The organism is Sporosarcina sp. D27, from assembly GCF_000586555.1.
Lineage (GTDB): Bacteria > Bacillota > Bacilli > Bacillales_A > Planococcaceae > Sporosarcina.
This window is the reverse complement of the sequence record NZ_AZUC01000048.1, coordinates 1-16,871: the sequence shown is the minus strand read 5'-3', so window position 1 is coordinate 16,871 and position 16,871 is coordinate 1. Positions and strand designations below refer to the sequence as shown.

Sequence of the window (16,871 nt, the reverse complement as noted above, 5' to 3'; positions counted from 1 at the left end):
CCTCTGTTTAAGAAGGTGTCTACGGATAAGATTATCTACCCGCGTATTTTTCTTCACTTGATGATTGATCCTTGGATTTGCGATGGTTTTCTTGCTTTTCTTCTTCCCATTCCATATTAGTGTCTTCAACAGGGACAGCATCTACCGTTTGCATATCTTCATGCATATCAAAAAGGGATTCTTTGTCAGTTTTAACAGCGTCAGGATTATCCAAATAAGGTTGGATAACCTCTTTTCGATCTTCGGCAGTGAATGACTTTTTCTTGTCGTCCATGAATAGTCCTCCTTTTAGGAGTTACTCCGCTTTGACGAGTTTCAGCAAAAGACTGGACAGTGCTTTTTGCTCTTCCTTGTCGCCGACCTTCCAAAGTTCTTGAAGCACATATTGTTCACGGTTTTTCGGTTCTTCGTGTTTTGCCAAATACCCCGCGACATACTCTGTTGCCTTCGTCAGTTGTTCCTCGCTGAGTCCCAACTTTTCACCTTTGCTTACTTTGTCGGATAGATAATCTTTAAACGATGTAAAGTTTTTTAAGATATCTTCTTTCTTTTCACTGTCCATTTTATTCAATTCGCCTTCAACTTTGCCTTTGACGTCCATAGGAAGCGTTCACTCCTTTTATGTGATAGTAACAGTATTGACTAATCAGGAAAAAATAAACCTTACAAAATTAGTGTTTCTAAAGTTGTCGGTTTGGGGAATAGATACTTACACATGGACCGACCAATTGTATAGGGAAGGAAGTGAAAGGATTATGAAGCAAAAACGGTATGTGGGGACATTTCATGCTATTGACAATGTGTTAATTAAAATTACACAATTAAAATCGTTCGGTTACACAAAGGACGAAATCCTGGCAGTTTCCAATTTGGATGATAATGACAGGATGCTCGAAGATCAAACAGATATTGTGTTAGCAACGAGAGAACAAGACGGATTTTTAGGACGTATGAAATTCTTTTTTACAAATGATGAACCAGCTAAAGAAGCATTTGAGCAGCTCGGTTTTAATGAACAACAAACCAAGGCTTTTTACAACGAAGTCAAAGATGGTGGTGTGGCATTATTTGTATTGGATGACCCAAAAACACCACGACATCCTGATCTTTTTAGTGAGAGCAGTAAAATCGTCACCAATCGATCAGACAGTTCAAGCGATATTTCAGAAAGCGGAGAACCGCTTGAAAATGCAGGTGAAGATGCCGGAGCTGAAGAAAACGCAGGAAGATACCCTCGCATCAATACGAATAATCTCTAACAGTAAAAACCGACTTAAGAGGAGTCGGTTTTTTGTATGGAACATAAACTGAGAATGGTAGACTGTCGAGGATTCTGTTAATCCCATTTAAAAAGTTGCTAGCGCGTCAGATATGTCCGACGTTCTAGCAACTCGATAATACAATCAATGACGATCATCTTTCATTTTGCCGATTTTTTCTTGCACATCTCCTTTGATTTTATCCATCTTACCTTCTGCTTGTTTTTCGGCATCGCCAGTTGCATTCCCGTATTGGTCTTTTGCTTCACCTTTAGTTTTGTTCACTGCACCTTTTACTTTGTCTGATAAACCGTGATTTTCCATATTAAAAACCTCCTCGTAATATAGTCATTTCATACCCCCTCAGTGAATAGGTTAAACACGTATAAGTATCGGGTATAGATAATACTTACTAACAGAGCCGTAGGAGAATGCGCCTGCACTCTTAAAGGGAAATAGGACAAACCATATCTATTGAAAACTTATAATACTTTGTATACTAATAGATATACATTGTTACGAATTCTTCGGAGGTGATGAGATGATTCGCAGAGGAAGATTCGCCCGCTGGAACGGGAAGGAATATGAGATCAGTTCTAGAAACAAGCAAATCTACTTAGAAACTACAGATCCTAGGGAACTACAAAATGGTTTTACACGCATGGTGGGTTCAACGGCTTCACTGCTTAGAGCGGTGGAGGTGAAAGAGTTGGATGACGCTTATGAAATCGTACCTTATGCAATACTGGAAGGACATCGATTCGCGATTGAAGGAATCGACTCTCACACCGGAATGGTTAAACTGGTGACGAACAACGCATTTACCTTAAAAAAATTAAAAGTACATCCATATGGAAGCGATGAGTACATGATTGAACTGCCTCTTCATAGCATCACAGTAGAAGAAGATCGCATTCCGATTCTTGGTTTTGAAAATCGATTCGTCTAAAAACCCCGTCACGCCTCTTTACAGGCGGACGGGGTTTACTGTTTCAGCAACTGCAACACAGATTGAGCTTGCTGCATATGAAGAGACAATACATACTGTCCTACTTGAGCAAGTAAATTCGCCTTTGTCAGCGCCATCATTTCTTTTGCGATATCTGCATCCCGAATGCGGGATTCAGCACTGGTCAGATTTTCTTCCATTGTCATTGCGTTGTTATACGCATGTTCTAATCGGTTGCTGATAGCACCCAGCTTTCCCCGTTCGGATGAAACGGTTTGAACAGCTTTATCCAACAATGCAATAGCTTTTTCTGCATCTTCTTGGGTCGCGATCGAAGCGTCATCGAGTCCCAGAGAGGTCGAACTCATTGAGTTGATTCCAATAGAAATTACTTGTCCCGCGTTCGCCCCAACTTGGATTTTTAAATCCGTCTGAGACCCATCTAGTATTGGTCTTGTGTTGAATTCGGTGTCTTTAGACGTTCGTTGAATTTCCTGTTTGAGCTGCTGGAACTCTTCGTCTAGCATCTTACGGTCTTCGTCAGACAATGTGCCATTAGATGCTTGAACACTCAACTCACGCATGCGTTGCAACATGGAATGCGTCTCATCCAGAGCTCCTTCAGCTGTCTGAATAAGCGAGATCCCATCCTGAATGTTGCGCTGAGCCATAGCCAATCCTCTTATTTGACCGCGCATTTTTTCCGAAATTGCAAGACCCGCAGGATCATCTGCCGCACTGTTAATGCGTAAACCAGTGGAAAGACGGCGCATGGATATAGCTGCAAGAGAATGCTGAGTATTCATGTTCCGAATAATCATTTGTCCTGTTGAGTGCCATTGACCGAGCACTGGAATCACCTTCCTTTTATGTAATATCGGTTAATAATCTGAATTGTTAATACAAAAAACAGCCAGGGATATCCCCCGGCTGCCTATAGCGAATCTAGAGCAGAGCTTACTTTGAAGAACTGCCTCCTGCGAATGAGTCAAATTGCTTCATCATCTTATTCCTGGATTCTTCGTTGCGCATTAAGTACGCAACTCCAAGACCGAGAGCCACTAGTGCCGTCTTTTTCATAATGAAGCACGCCTCCTCATGTACATTCGATTCTTCTATAATCTACCCACAATTGACGATAGTATACAAAAAATTCACGTTCTCATCATTTTCTAATGAATCCTTCAGAGAGTTCACATTTCAATCTTGTAAAGTCGTCTTTACAAAGAAAAAACAATTGAACAGGAGGAACTGATGTGGCGATTGAAATCTTTAGTAGAAAAGAACAGAAGTATTTAATCACACGCCGTCAATATGAAGAATTGGTAGAGCGTATCGGACCTAAGATGCGGAATGACAAAAATGGAACGGAAGGTAGATATTCTGTTACTAGTCTTTACTTCGACAGTCCGGACAAATCGATTTATTTTGAAACCAAAAACAAATTGAAGTATCGCCAAAAACTGCGATTACGTGTGTATGACGAGGCGGATTTGAACAGCACTGCCTTTTTTGAAGTGAAACAGAAACACAAAAAAGTAGTCAACAAACGTCGGATGCTGTTGCCGCTGGGAGAAGCTTACCGCTACCTTGAAGGTGATGTCAAAGAAGATCTGTCAGATATCAAGACATCCAATCAACAAGTTATGAAGGAAATCGACTATTTTCGAAAATATTATAACTTGAAACCCGAAATGGTTGTCAGTTATAGCCGTCACGCATTGCATGGCGTGACAGATCCTGAACTGCGTATAACGTTCGATTTCGATTTAAAGTGTCGAAAAGACGACTTACATATTGAGAACGGGCCTTATGGAACCCACTTTATCGACTCGGACCTTGTTGTGCTAGAAGTAAAAGTAGATCACGCGGTGCCACTTTGGCTTGCGCGTGTCTTACAGGAGTTGAACTGTGAGCAACGTAGTGCATCGAAGTTCTGTACGAGTACGGAGTTATTAGACGGTGAAGTTTTGCCGCAAACAGGATATACGGAGCCAAAAGAATTAGAACAACCAACAATTGGAGGAATGGAAGATGGATCAGATCACGAGCTTGTTTACATCTAATGGATTAGAAGGTGCACCAACAATTTGGATGAGTTTGGCGGCAATGGCATTAGCATTTGTTCTTAGTTTAGTCATTACGAAAGTGTACCAAATTACATTTACGGGAGAACGCTATTCGCAAGCGTTTGTCCATACAATTATTATGATGAGTGTTGTTGTATCTGTTGTGATGAACGTAGTGAGTGATAATGCTGGAGTTGCGTTTGGGCTATTCGCTGTATTCTCCCTTATCCGTTTCCGAAGTGCCGTCACAAACGCGAAAGACATTTCATACATTTTCTTCGGTCTATGTGTAGGAATGACAGCAGGATTGTTCCAATTCCCACTCGCAATTGTGTTAACACTGTTCGCAAGTTTGATCTTCTACTTATTGTACAAAGTCGATTACGGCAAAGGAAAAGATACACAGCTGTTGAAAGTGACTGTACCTGAAAACTTGAACCACGAGAGCTTGTTGGATGACATTTTGGATGAAAAAACAGACTTTTATCAGCTTCGACAAGTTGAAACAACGAATCTTGGTACGATGATCTTATATACATTCGCTATTCGGAGCAAAGTTGACACGAAAGACCAAGTACTCCTTGATGCGATTCGTGAACGCAATGCCAACTTGAAAGTATCGCTCTCTTACTTGGAGATGCGCGACTAACAAAAAAGGGGTCATTCCTTCTATTAAGGGATGAACTCTTTTTGATTTTTTCTACGTTAGACACCACGCACGGAAACTCGTATACTAATAACAACTAAACATTATAGAAATTGTAAAGGAGGCTGGGTCTTGACGAAGAAACTGTGGTTTCAATCAGGCGTCGCCATTTTACTAGCGTTATTGATTATTAAATTCTTTTTAGAAATCAATTACATCTTTGCGCCGATTGGTATTATTGCTAAAGCCATCATCCTTCCTCTCGTTCTGGGTGGTGTGCTGTATTACATGACCGAACCCATTCAACGTTTTCTTGAAAAGCGGAAAGTTCCGAGATGGGGAAGCATTCTCATCATTTTCGTTATCTTAATAGGTGGTGTTTACGCATTCTCTGCAGTTGTCGGTCCACCTGTTGCGAACCAGGTGAACACCTTGGTCGACAATGGGCCTAAAATCGCTAAGGAACTGACCCATTTAACAGACGTGGCGCTCGAACAGAAGAGAGACTTACCTCCAAAGCTTGAGCAATCACTTAACAGTGCAGCAGATAAATTACAGTCGTATGCGCTGAAATTTGGAGGATGGATTGTTGCGTTCTTACAATCATTCGTCCAAGCGATTGTCTTGCTCGTGCTTGTACCGTTCTTCTTCGTATTCATGTTGAAAGATCATGAGAAGCTCGCTCCTAAAATATACAACTATTTTAGCGGCAAGCGACGAGAGTGGGTAAAGAAAACTATTCATGATATTGATCATGTGTTACGCAGCTATATTCAAGGTCAATTTTTAATCAGTGCGATTCTCGCAACAATTATTTTAATCGGCTATTGGATTATCGGTTTGCAATACGCACTGCTCATTGCGATTTTTACGTTATTCATGAACTTGGTTCCGTTCATCGGTCCGTGGATCGCTGTGGTGCCTGCGATTCTCATCGCATTTACACAAGATCCGAAATTAGTCATTTGGGTTGCAGTCATCACGTTAATCGCCAATCAAGTGGACAGTAACTTCATTACTCCGAACGTAATGGGGAAATCTCTCGACATTCACCCGCTTACCGTCATCACCCTGTTACTTGCAGCTGGTAATATTGCAGGATTTGTTGGGATTATCGTAGCTGTGCCTGTATACGGGGTAGCGAAAGTAATTGTCTCAAATATTTATGCAGCTCGACAAGATATTAAGAAGACCGCCACGAAAACGGTTTAGAAAAACCTCCGCCTCCTTTACTGGAAAGCGGAGGTTTTTTGTATAATTGCCCACCCAGCCTAGTAGGCCGGTGCATAGATTGAGGTGAGGTGGTGAAAGTGACTCAATCAGGTAAAATTGTTCAAGATCCTGTGCGTGTAGAACGAGCCGAATGGAAACGTCAGCAAACGAAAGCACGACTGCAACAACTGCTTACAATTGTCTCTCCAGTCTTATTACTTGTGCTATGGGAAGTCCTATCACGAACCGGTGTCATGGATATCCGTTTCTTCCCACCGCCGACCGCAATCTTGCAAACGTTCTGGGAACTACTAGTTAGCGGAGCAATTGCAGAGCATGTAGGTGTCTCCCTGTATCGTATTGCGTTAGGATTTCTCGCAGGAGTGATTCCCGGAATCATTATCGGTCTGATGATGGGGCTATTCACGCCGATCCGGCACTTTGTTTCGCCGCTCGTGATGGCACTTATGCCGATTCCTACACTCGCATTGCTCCCGATTATCATTATTCTATTCGGGATTGGGGATCTGTCGAAAGTCATCACAATCGCAGGAAGTGTATTCTTCCCAGTCGTCATTAATACCGCTGCGGGTGTTCTTAACATCGACAAAATTTACTTAGATGTTGCAAATAACTATGGGGCGAGTAAGTCTCAATTCTTTTTCAAAATTGCACTACCCGGCGCGCTTCCGGTTATGCTAGAAGGCATTCAGATGGGGCAGGCGATTGCGCTATTAACAATAGTAGCTGCTGAAATGATGGGTGCAACTTCGGGTATCGGCTATCTGATTTGGACGTCGTACAAAGCATTTTTACTACAAAATATGTTTGTTGGGTTGATCATGATTTCGTTCTTTGGTTATTTGTTCTCGTTGCTGTTGAGGGGTCTTCAGAAAAAACTGCTGCCATGGAGGTGAACAGATGCCCCCTAAAATTGAAATTAACGATTTGACGAAAGTGTTTGTGAAGAAAACAGGAAGTGTGACAGCGCTTCAAAATATCTCTATGACAATAGAAGACGGTGAATTTGTCTGTCTGGTCGGTCCGAGCGGTTGTGGTAAAACCACATTACTACGCATTTTAGCCGGACTTGAGAAGCATAGCGCAGGGAACTTTAAGATTAACGCTGAACAGTCGAAGCGCCCTTTGCAATCCATGGTGTTTCAAGAAAAAGGAATTTTACCTTGGATGACAGTGGAAGACAACGTTGCGTTCGGTCTTGCGATGCGAAAAGCTCCGAAAGATATCATTGCCAAGCAAACTGCTTATTATTTGGAGAAAACCGGTCTCACTCAATTTGCGAGTCTGTATCCGAGTGAATTGTCCGGAGGCATGAAGCAACGTGTCAGTATAGCGCGTGCGTTTGCAAATGATCCGGAAATCCTCTTGATGGATGAACCATTTGCTGCTTTAGATGAACAAAATAAGTTTATCCTGCAAGAAGAATTATTAAGTATTTGGGCAGAAACGAAAAAAACGGTGTTGTTCATCACACATAGTATTGACGAAGCACTCATGCTAAGTGATCGAATTTTACTCATGAGTGCACAGCCGGGGCAAATCATTCAGGAAGTTCGAATTGACCGACCCCGTCCACGTAAGATCGAAGAAATTCGGAAAGATCCAGAACTAGCAGCGCAGTTTGTCGACATCTGGCAGCATCTACAAAAAGAAGTACAGAAATCGAGAACATGACGAAAGGGGAAGCCTGTGAAACAGCGGATGAAGGTAGGTTGGCTTGCAGTTGTATTAGGGGTTGCCGTTGTACTCGGGGGATGCAATGAGAAAGAACCAGCAAAACCTGAACCGGTTACAAAGCCGAGCGGAGGAGCTGAAACAGGTCAGCTTACACCACTCGAAAAACGGACGAAAGTCGTCATCGCAGAAGATGGGGCAGCGTCCGGAGCTGGATTTTATATTGCAAAAGAACGCGGATATTTCGATGACTACAACATTGACGTGGAATTCACCGATTTTGCAAATAGTGATGACATGCTTCCAGCACTTGCCGCTGGGGAAGTCTCGATTGCGGGCGGGGTTTCTACTGCTTCCTTCTTCAACGCAATCGCCCAAGGAATCGACGTGCGAATCATTGCGGATAAAGGCCACAATATGCCGGGGGAATCGTATTTTACTTTCGTCATCGGCAATCACATGAAAGACATCATCAAAGACTATCCAGATTTTAAAGGTAAAAAAATTGCAGTCTCATCACGTAATTCGATTGACGGATACATCTACGAGGAAATGTTGAAGCACGCGGGGCTCACTGAGGAGGATGTAGAATACGTCCACATCGCAGATTTCGGGTCAATGCTCGGTGCTATTGACTCTGGAACAATCGATGCTGCACTCAATATAGAGCCATTGATCGCACAGGGGGTTGACAAAGGATTCCACGTACGTTTCGGAGACGCGACGGACTATGCTCCAGAATCCCAAATCGCAATGGTACTCGCATCACCACAGTTCATGGAGGATGAAGAATTGTCCATCCGCTTCATGGCTGCCTATTTAAAAGGAGTTCGGGATTATAATGACGCGTTTTTCGAAGAGATAGACGAGGATGCAATCATCGATATCATGGTGAAGCATACAGCGCTTAAAGATAAAGAGCTTTGGGATAAGGTTTTTGTAACGGGTCTGGATCCTGATGGCAAGATGTTCGTAGACGACATTCAAAAACAATATGATATGTATAAAGCGAACGGTGCGATTATTGGAGATATCGATTTCAACAAAGCGATTGATACGTCTCTCGCAGAAGAAGCAGTTGAATTACTTGGGGAATATGAGGCTGCTACGAAGAAATAAAATAGACTGTCCGAAACGTCAGGTTGTCTGACGTTCGGGCAGTATTTTTATGGGTTTTCTCGTAATTGGCGTTTTGCAGCGACAGCAGTTTGCCAACTATGTAGGGACATGCCAATAATAATGACTGCGACACCGACTAAAGAAATCGGGCCTGGAAGCAACAGATTAAGTAGTATCATTTCACCTACCATCGCAAATATGAGCTCAAGTGACTGTGTCGCCTCAACCGCAGCAAGTCGTCCCTGATCATGTTGAACTAAATCGGTCGCCATGAAAAATAGGGTCGTCGCAATGACACCCGAACTTACCCCGACAACAAATGACTGACCGAGCTGGCTCCAAGAAGGGAGTCCTACTGTTGCCCAAGCATAGATTGCAAGTGCAATCCAAACGGGCAACGTCATTAGTGTCATCGCAAGTACCCGTTGAAACGTATCAAGTGATCCACCTAGTAGTTCCATCATTTTGCGATTGCCGAGTGGATAGGCAAAGGCTGCAACTAGAACAGGTAATGTTCCAAATGCGAGAGCTTTCCCGGATACTGACTGTGCATGAGGGATTTGAATCAAGACCACTCCTGCAAGTATGACCAGAGAAATCAAAAGTGAGGGTAGGGGGATCCGTTGTCTAACACGATGCGGTCCCTCAGCTGTTTCTACAGTTAGGAAAAAAAGTGGAGCAAGTAGCACACCTGCAACAATGGTTAACTGCCACGTTCCTGCAAGCAACCAGCCTGGGGCGTATGCCGCTGAAAAGGTTAAAGGACCATAAAATAACACAAACGCAACAAAACTCCATGCGAAAAAGGGCCACGGTTTGGCAGTCATTTCGCGCTTGACTGCCCCGAGCCCCTTTCGCGCACCGACAATAGCAAAGAGAAACGGAACCATGAAGAAATAGCGGAGTGACGCGCTCCACATCCAGCTGCCTCCTGATAATTCCATTGAGCGGTTTAGTACAAATGTAACCGCAAAAAAGACAGCTGCGAGTACGCCAAGCCAAATTCCTTTCATGGTAACGCCTCCTTATGCGCGAGATTCGTATAATTTTACAGCCTCAATGATGACTTGTGCCGCTTTTTCCATCGTTTCCGCAGAAACAAACTCGTAACGACCGTGGAAGTTTTCACCTCCAGCGAAAATATTAGGTGTTGGTATGCCCATATAGGAAAGCTGAGATCCGTCAGTACCGCCCCGAATTGGTTCGATTATCGGTGAAATATCTAATTTGTTAAATGCTTCCGAAATGATATCGACAATTTCCATATGTGGCTTAATCTTCTCGCCCATATTGAAGTACTGGTCTTCCAACTCAAGTTCAATGGATTCTACGCCATAATCGGATTGCATCTGAGCGACAGTATCGAAAAACAGTTTCTTGCGTGCTTCATACGTTTCCTTGTCGAAATCACGAATAATATAGTCCAACACGGTCTTTTCAACAGAACCTTGAATGTCCATTAAGTGAATGAATCCTTCGCGTCCATCCGTTAGCTCAGGAATTTCTAAGCCAGGCATTGCTGCTTGGAACTCTTGTGCACGTAAGATGGAGTTCACCATTTTCCCTTTTGCAGTACCTGGGTGGACGTTTGTTCCTTTGAACGTAACACGTGCCCCTGCTGCATTGAAACTTTCATATTGCAACTCACCAAGTGGACCACCGTCCATTGTATACGCAAAGTCGACGCCAAAAGCATCCACGTCAAATTGGTGTGGGCCACGTCCGATTTCTTCATCTGGTGTGAAAGCGACACGTAATTTGCCATGCTTCACTTCTGGATGCTCTTGGAAATAAGCCATCGCTGTCATAATTTCCGCAATACCGGCTTTATCATCAGCACCAAGTAGTGTTGTACCATCGGTTGTGATCAACGTCTGTCCGATATAGTTTTGAAGCTCAGGGAAGCGACTAACAGAGAGGGTTGTGTTTTCATTTAAAACCAGGTCACTGCCGTCATAGTTGTCATGACGTTGCGGGTTTACATTTTTACCTGAGAAATCAGGTGATGTATCAACGTGCGCTAAGAAGCCGATTACAGGGATCTCTTTGTCTGTATTCGCAGGAAGTGTTGCGAACAAGTAACCGTTCTCATCAAGCGTAATGTCTTCCATACCTAGTGTTGTGAGCTCTTCCTTCAATAGATGTAACAAATCCCACTGGTTAGTAGATGAAGGTGTTGTAGAACTCTTTTCATCAGATTCAGTGTCAATCTTTGCATAGCGGATGAATCGTTCCAATAGTTGTTCTTTCATCACGTCAAAAAATCCCCTTTCAATTCTATGTACTAGTGAGTCATCTCGTACAATTCTGATAATTAGACAGACGACAAAACCGACAGAACTGGTGTGGTCTGTCGGAGGTTGAAGTCGATGCTTGCTAGATTATTCGATTGTATAATTTTTGTGAGCGACAACGGTCAGAGTGGAAGCTGCTCCAATCAGATCGGCGTCCTCTTCAGAAATTTCTACAATAACGGAGTTCTCTAAGATCTTGTGGATTGTCCCTATGACGAAAACATCGTTACGAGTGAACGAAATTTTTTCACCAATTTTACGCGCTGCGATAAAATCAGAGACAGGATGCTCCTTACGCGGAAAAGCCAAACGAATCCCTCCTCTAGTCTGTTTCGATCTCTTTCATAGTGTGAAGACCCATGGCCATTCAGAAAAACAGACAGTGTGTTGTGCGGTTGGCCCAGTGGTTTGGAACATTAAAAATTGTAATACTTCTATAAGTATAGCATAATTCGAACAATTTCGCGCTTTTCTTGTCGAAAGAGGTGGAATTGATTGACCTTATACCAGAAGGGGTATATTATGAACGTAGTTAAGAGAGGAGGCCGGATTCATGGAATACGATGCAAAAGTAGTTAATCGTTTAAAACGAATAGAGGGTCAAATTCGCGGTGTCCTACGGATGATCGAGGCTGGTGATGAATGCAAGGACGTCATTACACAGTTGTCTGCGTCTCGCTCAGGAATCGATCGGACCATCGGGTTAATAGTGAGTACGAATCTGATTGCCTGTATGGAAAACGAAGAGCTATCGGATAATCCACAAGCAAAGGAAATGCTTGTAAAAGAAGCTGTCGACTTATTAGTAAAGAGCCGCTAACTGCAGGCTCTTTTTTCGTGGGCTGAAATATTAAAACCTTCTTACAGTTCTCTCATCAAGTCCTAATAATCATCTCAGAGTCCTCTCAGACTATGGGGTTATGATATAAGTATCCCAAAAGGAAAAGGAGAGGAACAAGATGAAAAAGACATTGATCACAGCAGTAAGCGCACTACTTATTTCCGCAGGAGGTGCAAACGCAGCGACATTTGCACATGCAGATCAAAACGCAGATGCACAAAGCTCATACGCACACGTACAACACAATTCGAACTACGGTCAGCAAGTAAACCAAGACATCACAGGTCTGGAAGAGTACGCATCAGTTGCTTCCGTCATCGACCCAACTAGCTTCACTACACGTGTTACTGAAGACAACGTGTCCAACCGGGTAATTCTTTTCTCTGACAACTACGGTCGTACACAGTACAAGAGTGTCTTCGTGAAAAAGACAGGACTTCTGAAAGTCATCAACTTAAAAGGTGGCGGAGTTGTCCTTGAAACGACTGTGAAAGCAGACGCTCCACAAAAACCAGATGTGAAGCCTGAGCAGCCAGGAAGTGCTATTAGCAATCTCCCTGAATACAAAACACTAGCTTCAGTAGTAGATTTGAATGCTTTGACACCAATCATCGTTTCAGACAACGCCAACAACCGTACGATCCTATTGAAAGATGCGAACGGTCAGGGACAATACAAGAGTGTCTTCGTAAAAAAGACAGGTCTATTAAAAGTCATCAATTTAAAAGGCCAAGGCATTGTCATTGAAACAGTCGTAAAAGAAGACACAGCAACACCAGCTCCAGAAGTGAAACCAGAACAAAAGCCGGTAGCGAAACAAGAACAACCTGCAAGCACAATCGGTAACCTTCCTGAATACAACACACTCGCAGCTCACGTCGACCTAAGGTCACTCACACCTGTAGTTGTATCTGATAACTACAACAACCGTACAATCCTATTGAAAGATGCAAACGGACGCGAGCAATTTAAAAGCATCTACGTAAAACGCACAAACATGCTCAAAATCATCAACCTAAAAGGCGGCCAAATCTTCTACGGCGCAGCTCAATAATCAATTCTTACCCACAAGCCAAGACTTTGGTTTGTGGGTTTTTCTTTTTCCCTATCTCTTTATGTTTCATGTAGTTGTTTGTCCTAGAATGTCCCGTTGATTGGAACGTAAGTCGGCGACTCCTTAGGGATCATAATGGAAACAATCTAAGTTCGCGGCGTCCTGCCGCAACGGTTGCATGACCTACATCCTGTAGGCCCGCGTCCGCCTATAGCGGAAATCATCCCTGTTTAATTAGCAAATACAAAACTATCAAATAATTTAGATTTAACTGTTGACTTTCTATTTTGAAACACGTATACTCAATTCCAAGATGGAAAACTGAATAAGTCACAAACTCTTATCAAGAGCGGCGGAGGGACTAGGCCCTGCGATGCCCGGCAACCGGCAAGCTTACCAGCTTGCAAAGGTGCTACTTCCTACAGATCTATTATGGATCTGAAAGATAAGGGGAAGTGCCAGCAATGGCAGATCCTCTTCTATAGGTAGAAGGGGATCTTTTTAGTTTCCCCATCACCCGTCCGGTGTGCGCAGTTCCATCAATCTAATTTCCGGAGGTTATGTACATGACAAATTTTCAACCCGAAACACTTTTGCTGCACGGTGGTCAAGAACCTGATCCAACAACTGGATCACGAGCTCTTCCTATCCACAGAACCACATCATTCGTATTTCGTGACACGGACCACGCCAAAAATCTTTTCGCACTGCAAGAAGCTGGCAACATTTATACTCGTATCACGAATCCGACAGTCGCTGTATTTGAAGAACGCATCGCGTTACTCGAAGGAGGCGCTGCAGCTGTTGCGCTCTCATCTGGTATGGCGGCAATCGCGTTCTCTATCTTGAATATTGCAGAAGCTGGCGACGAAATCATTGCAGCAGCCAACCTTTACGGCGGAACGTACAACTTATTTGCCACAACGTTGCCGAAGTACGGGATCACTGTAAAATTTGTCGACTCAACTGACCCGGAAAACTTCCGTAGTGCCATTACGGAAAAGACAAAAGGAATATTTGCTGAAACAATCGGTAACCCGAGCTTGCAAGTGCTCGATATCGAAAAAGTTGCATCGATTGCACATGAAAATGGTGTTCCACTTTTAATCGACAATACATTTGCGTCCCCATACGGATGCAACCCGATTGAATTTGGCGCTGACGTTGTTATCCACTCCGCCACGAAATGGATTGGTGGTCACGGAACAACGATTGGCGGCGTAGTGGTAGATGCAGGAAAGTTCGACTGGACCCAAGGCAGATTCCCTGCTTTCACGCAGCCAGACGAATCGTATCACGGTTTACGCTACGGTATTGACACAGCAGGCGCGGCATTTGCGACAAAACTCCGTGTGCAAGGGCTTCGTGACTTCGGTCCATGTCTAGACCCCGACAGTGCATTCAACTTCCTACAAGGCTTGGAGACGCTTCATTTGCGAATCCAGCGTCATGGAGAAAACGCACAAAAGGTAGCACAATTCCTGAAAGAGCATCCATCTGTTGAATGGGTTACCTATACGGGCCTCAACGACCATCCAACAGCAGATCTTGCCAAGAAGTATTTGAAAAATGGAGCAGGGTCCATTATTGTTTTCGGAATTAAAGGTGGGCGTGATGCAGGACGTCGTGTGATTGACAACGTCGCTGTCTGGTCACACGTAGCGAATGTCGGTGATGCGAAGTCACTAATTATCCATCCGGCTTCAACGACGCACCAACAGCTTTCTGGCGAAGACTTGAAAAATTCAGGTGTTACTGAGGAACTCATTCGTCTCTCAGTGGGGCTTGAATCAGCAGACGACATCATCGCGGATTTAGCGCAAGCGATTGAAAAAGCTGTACCAATAAACGCTTAAATTGCAAATCAAACACCCGAATCCTCATTTGGACTCGGGTGTTTGATTTATTTATGTCTAAGCTGTTTGTTCGTTTTAACATCCTTTTTCAGTTCTTTAAAGAGCGAATAGACCATAAACAGGATGATGAATGAAAATGGAAGGGCTGCGATAATAATCGTATTTTGCAATGCGGAAAGTCCACCAACAGATAGTAAAATAACCGCAATTCCAGATTGGATCAAGCCCCATATCACTTTCACGCTGTTAGGTGGGGTTAACGAGCCATAAGTAGACTGCATCCCAAGTACAAAGGTCGCTGAATCCGCCGATGTGATGAAGAACGACGTAACCAGTAAGATTGCAAACGCAGACGTAAGTGTAGCCCAAGGCAACTGGCTAAACATCTGGAAAATAACAAGTTCCGTATCAACGGATGCGAGATCTGCAACTCCGGATTTCTGAATTTCAATTGCAGTTGTCCCGAATGCGGAGAACCAGATGAAACTAAGAATACTAGGAGCTAGTAAAACACCCACCATGAATTCACGGATTGTACGACCTTTTGAAACTCGGGCTATAAACATACTGACGAAAGGTGCCCAAGAAATCCACCAAGCCCAGTAGAAAATTGTCCAAGAGTCGAGCCATTCCCGATTACCTGCATTTAGTGGAGCAGTACTCAAACTCAAGTCGATGAAATGAGAGATATACCCCCCGATCGAATCCGTAAAGATGTTCATGATGAGCAACGTTGGTCCTAAAATAAGCATGAAGCCAAGTAATGCAAGTGCCAATACAAGATTCGTATTCGACAAGTAACGAATTCCTTTGCTTAGTCCTGACCACGCAGACATAATGAACAGCACAGTAACTATAGAAATAATAATGAATTGGGACCGTATGCCGATTTCAAACCCGAACAAATAGTTCAGGCCGGCATTAATTTGAACAGCGCCAAAGCCGAGAGACGTAGCCACGCCAAATGACGTTGCGAAGACTGCGAGGACATCGATGATTGTGCCCCAGGGCCCTTTCATTTTATCGCCAAATATCGGCTTCAGTGTTGCTGAAATTAATCCTGGTTCCCCTTTGCGGAATTGGAAATACGCTAAGCACAGCGCAACGATTCCGTATAGTGCCCAAATGTGGATTCCGTAATGAAGAAAAGTTTGACGCATGGATTCTCTGAAAGCTGCATTCGTTCCAGGCTCTGCAGTTGCAGGGTTTACGGCGAAATGTGAAAGTGGTTCAGCCGCGCCATAGAAGACGAGTCCGATTCCCATTCCAGCAGAAAACAGCATGGCGATCCAGGTAATTGTGGAGAATTGTGGACGATCCGTGTCTTTCCCCAGTCGAATTTTTCCGTACGGGCTGAAGATTAAGTAGATACTGACGCCAACTAATAGCGTCATTAATAACATATAGTACCAACCGAATGTAGTGGAAACGAAGTTTTTCACGATGCCAGTTCCCGCTTCAAAACGCTCTGGATCAATGACTCCGTAACCAACGGCTAAGATGATTAGACCAATCGTTATATAAAAGACATTTGATATTTTTCTCATGGTTCCCCCTTAGCGACGATAGTTTTCATAAGCAGTTTACCACTATACTATTGATCTTGATGAAGTGCAACCGTATAGCTAGCGCGCCCGAGGGGGAGTTCTAAGCTTATGGATTGTTGCTATTATTTACAGTATTCAATGAAGGTAAACCTGAAAGCGAACGTTCTGCGAAAAAAGTTTGTTAATTGTCACAAAAGTGCATGGCGGGATCATCAACTCAGGAAAGTGATCATAAAGCATGAAAAGTGCTCATAAACTTGGGGAAGTGCTCATAAAGCATGGAAAACGCTCATAAGCTTGGGGAAGTGCTCATAAAGCATGGAAAACGCT

At 43.5% G+C, this 16,871-nt stretch carries 20 protein-coding genes and 1 riboswitch; of the genes, 11 read left to right on the top strand and 9 right to left on the bottom strand.

Translation table 11 applies throughout. The features are described from left to right. Positions 1-31: 31 nt before the first annotated feature. Both N693_RS0112945 and N693_RS0112940 read right to left on the bottom strand, forming a co-directional pair. Positions 32-274, bottom strand: a complete 243-nt coding sequence (locus tag N693_RS0112945) for a hypothetical protein (RefSeq protein ID WP_025785260.1) — start codon at positions 272-274, stop codon at positions 32-34. 21 nt (positions 275-295) lie between these two features. Then, positions 296-601 (bottom strand): DUF3243 family protein, encoded by a 306-nt coding sequence (locus N693_RS0112940; protein WP_025785259.1) that lies wholly within the window; start codon positions 599-601, stop codon positions 296-298. A gap of 154 nt (positions 602-755) precedes the next feature. Between N693_RS0112940 and N693_RS0112935 the strand changes: the two genes are divergently transcribed. Then, entirely contained in the window at positions 756-1,259 is a 504-nt protein-coding gene (locus N693_RS0112935; RefSeq protein WP_025785258.1) for a general stress protein, read from the top strand. 144 nt (positions 1,260-1,403) lie between these two features. On the opposite strand, the gene N693_RS0112930 is transcribed toward N693_RS0112935, so the two are convergent. Next, positions 1,404-1,583, bottom strand: a complete 180-nt coding sequence (locus N693_RS0112930; RefSeq protein ID WP_025785257.1) for a CsbD family protein — start codon at positions 1,581-1,583, stop codon at positions 1,404-1,406. Between the two features lie 217 nt (positions 1,584-1,800). Between N693_RS0112930 and N693_RS19705 the strand changes: the two genes are divergently transcribed. Then, on the top strand, positions 1,801-2,208 hold the full coding sequence (locus N693_RS19705; protein WP_025785256.1) for a hypothetical protein: 408 nt from the start codon (positions 1,801-1,803) through the stop codon (positions 2,206-2,208). Positions 2,209-2,243: 35 nt separating this feature from the next. Here N693_RS19705 and N693_RS0112920 read toward each other — a convergent pair whose 3' ends face one another. Together N693_RS0112920 and N693_RS20715 are read right to left on the bottom strand one after the other, a co-directional pair. Then, positions 2,244-3,059 (bottom strand): flagellin, encoded by an 816-nt coding sequence (locus N693_RS0112920; protein WP_025785255.1) that lies wholly within the window; start codon positions 3,057-3,059, stop codon positions 2,244-2,246. Positions 3,060-3,165: 106 nt separating this feature from the next. After that, on the bottom strand, positions 3,166-3,288 hold the full coding sequence (locus N693_RS20715) for a hypothetical protein (RefSeq protein ID WP_256378137.1): 123 nt from the start codon (positions 3,286-3,288) through the stop codon (positions 3,166-3,168). A gap of 176 nt (positions 3,289-3,464) precedes the next feature. On the opposite strand from N693_RS20715, the gene N693_RS0112910 reads away from it, so the two are divergent. The 6 genes from N693_RS0112910 to N693_RS0112885 all read left to right on the top strand — a co-directional run bounded on the left by N693_RS0112910 (position 3,465) and on the right by N693_RS0112885 (position 8,949). Next, the gene (locus N693_RS0112910) at positions 3,465-4,274 is read left to right on the top strand and encodes a polyphosphate polymerase domain-containing protein (protein ID WP_025785254.1); all 810 of its coding nucleotides are present in this window, start codon (positions 3,465-3,467) and stop codon (positions 4,272-4,274) included. Continuing rightward, entirely contained in the window at positions 4,243-4,926 is a 684-nt protein-coding gene (locus N693_RS0112905) for a DUF4956 domain-containing protein (RefSeq protein WP_025785253.1), read from the top strand. The genes N693_RS0112910 and N693_RS0112905 overlap by 32 nt, the downstream gene beginning before the upstream one ends. Positions 4,927-5,055: 129 nt before the next feature. Further along, positions 5,056-6,135 carry an AI-2E family transporter gene (locus tag N693_RS0112900; protein WP_025785252.1) on the top strand — a complete coding sequence of 360 codons (1,080 nt, stop codon included), beginning with the start codon at positions 5,056-5,058 and terminating at the stop codon, positions 6,133-6,135. Positions 6,136-6,227: 92 nt separating this feature from the next. Next, positions 6,228-7,052, top strand: coding sequence for an ABC transporter permease (locus N693_RS0112895; protein ID WP_371257564.1), 825 nt, complete (start codon positions 6,228-6,230; stop codon positions 7,050-7,052). A 4-nt stretch (positions 7,053-7,056) separates the two neighbouring features. Next, positions 7,057-7,830: an ABC transporter ATP-binding protein gene (locus tag N693_RS0112890; protein WP_025785250.1), complete on the top strand. Its 774-nt coding sequence runs from the start codon at positions 7,057-7,059 to the stop codon at positions 7,828-7,830. 27 nt (positions 7,831-7,857) lie between these two features. Further along, positions 7,858-8,949: an ABC transporter substrate-binding protein gene (locus N693_RS0112885; protein ID WP_025785249.1), complete on the top strand. Its 1,092-nt coding sequence runs from the start codon at positions 7,858-7,860 to the stop codon at positions 8,947-8,949. Between the two features lie 47 nt (positions 8,950-8,996). Here the strand turns inward: N693_RS0112885 and N693_RS0112880 are convergent, their stop codons facing one another. From N693_RS0112880 to N693_RS0112870, 3 genes are all read right to left on the bottom strand, one after another. Continuing rightward, positions 8,997-9,962 (bottom strand): multidrug resistance efflux transporter family protein, encoded by a 966-nt coding sequence (locus N693_RS0112880; protein ID WP_025785248.1) that lies wholly within the window; start codon positions 9,960-9,962, stop codon positions 8,997-8,999. 12 nt (positions 9,963-9,974) lie between these two features. Next, entirely contained in the window at positions 9,975-11,201 is a 1,227-nt protein-coding gene (pepT, locus tag N693_RS0112875; protein WP_025785247.1) for a peptidase T, read from the bottom strand. Positions 11,202-11,330: 129 nt separating this feature from the next. Then, a complete protein-coding gene (locus N693_RS0112870) occupies positions 11,331-11,552 on the bottom strand; it encodes a DUF2187 family protein (protein WP_025785246.1) in 222 nt (73 codons plus the stop codon). A 244-nt stretch (positions 11,553-11,796) separates the two neighbouring features. Here N693_RS0112870 and N693_RS0112865 point away from each other — a divergent pair, with 244 nt between their 5' ends. From N693_RS0112865 to N693_RS0112855, 3 genes are all read left to right on the top strand, one after another. Beyond that, positions 11,797-12,063: a metal-sensitive transcriptional regulator gene (locus tag N693_RS0112865; RefSeq protein ID WP_025785245.1), complete on the top strand. Its 267-nt coding sequence runs from the start codon at positions 11,797-11,799 to the stop codon at positions 12,061-12,063. A gap of 139 nt (positions 12,064-12,202) precedes the next feature. Continuing rightward, positions 12,203-13,138: a hypothetical protein gene (locus N693_RS0112860; RefSeq protein ID WP_025785244.1), complete on the top strand. Its 936-nt coding sequence runs from the start codon at positions 12,203-12,205 to the stop codon at positions 13,136-13,138. 337 nt (positions 13,139-13,475) lie between these two features. Beyond that, positions 13,476-13,590, top strand: a riboswitch (SAM riboswitch). Positions 13,591-13,704: 114 nt separating this feature from the next. Then, complete coding sequence (locus N693_RS0112855; RefSeq protein WP_025785243.1) at positions 13,705-14,994, top strand: O-acetylhomoserine aminocarboxypropyltransferase/cysteine synthase family protein; 1,290 nt, start codon at positions 13,705-13,707, stop codon at positions 14,992-14,994. 47 nt (positions 14,995-15,041) lie between these two features. Here the strand turns inward: N693_RS0112855 and N693_RS0112850 are convergent, their stop codons facing one another. Continuing rightward, positions 15,042-16,541, bottom strand: coding sequence for a BCCT family transporter (locus tag N693_RS0112850; protein WP_025785242.1), 1,500 nt, complete (start codon positions 16,539-16,541; stop codon positions 15,042-15,044). Positions 16,542-16,871 lie beyond the last annotated feature (330 nt).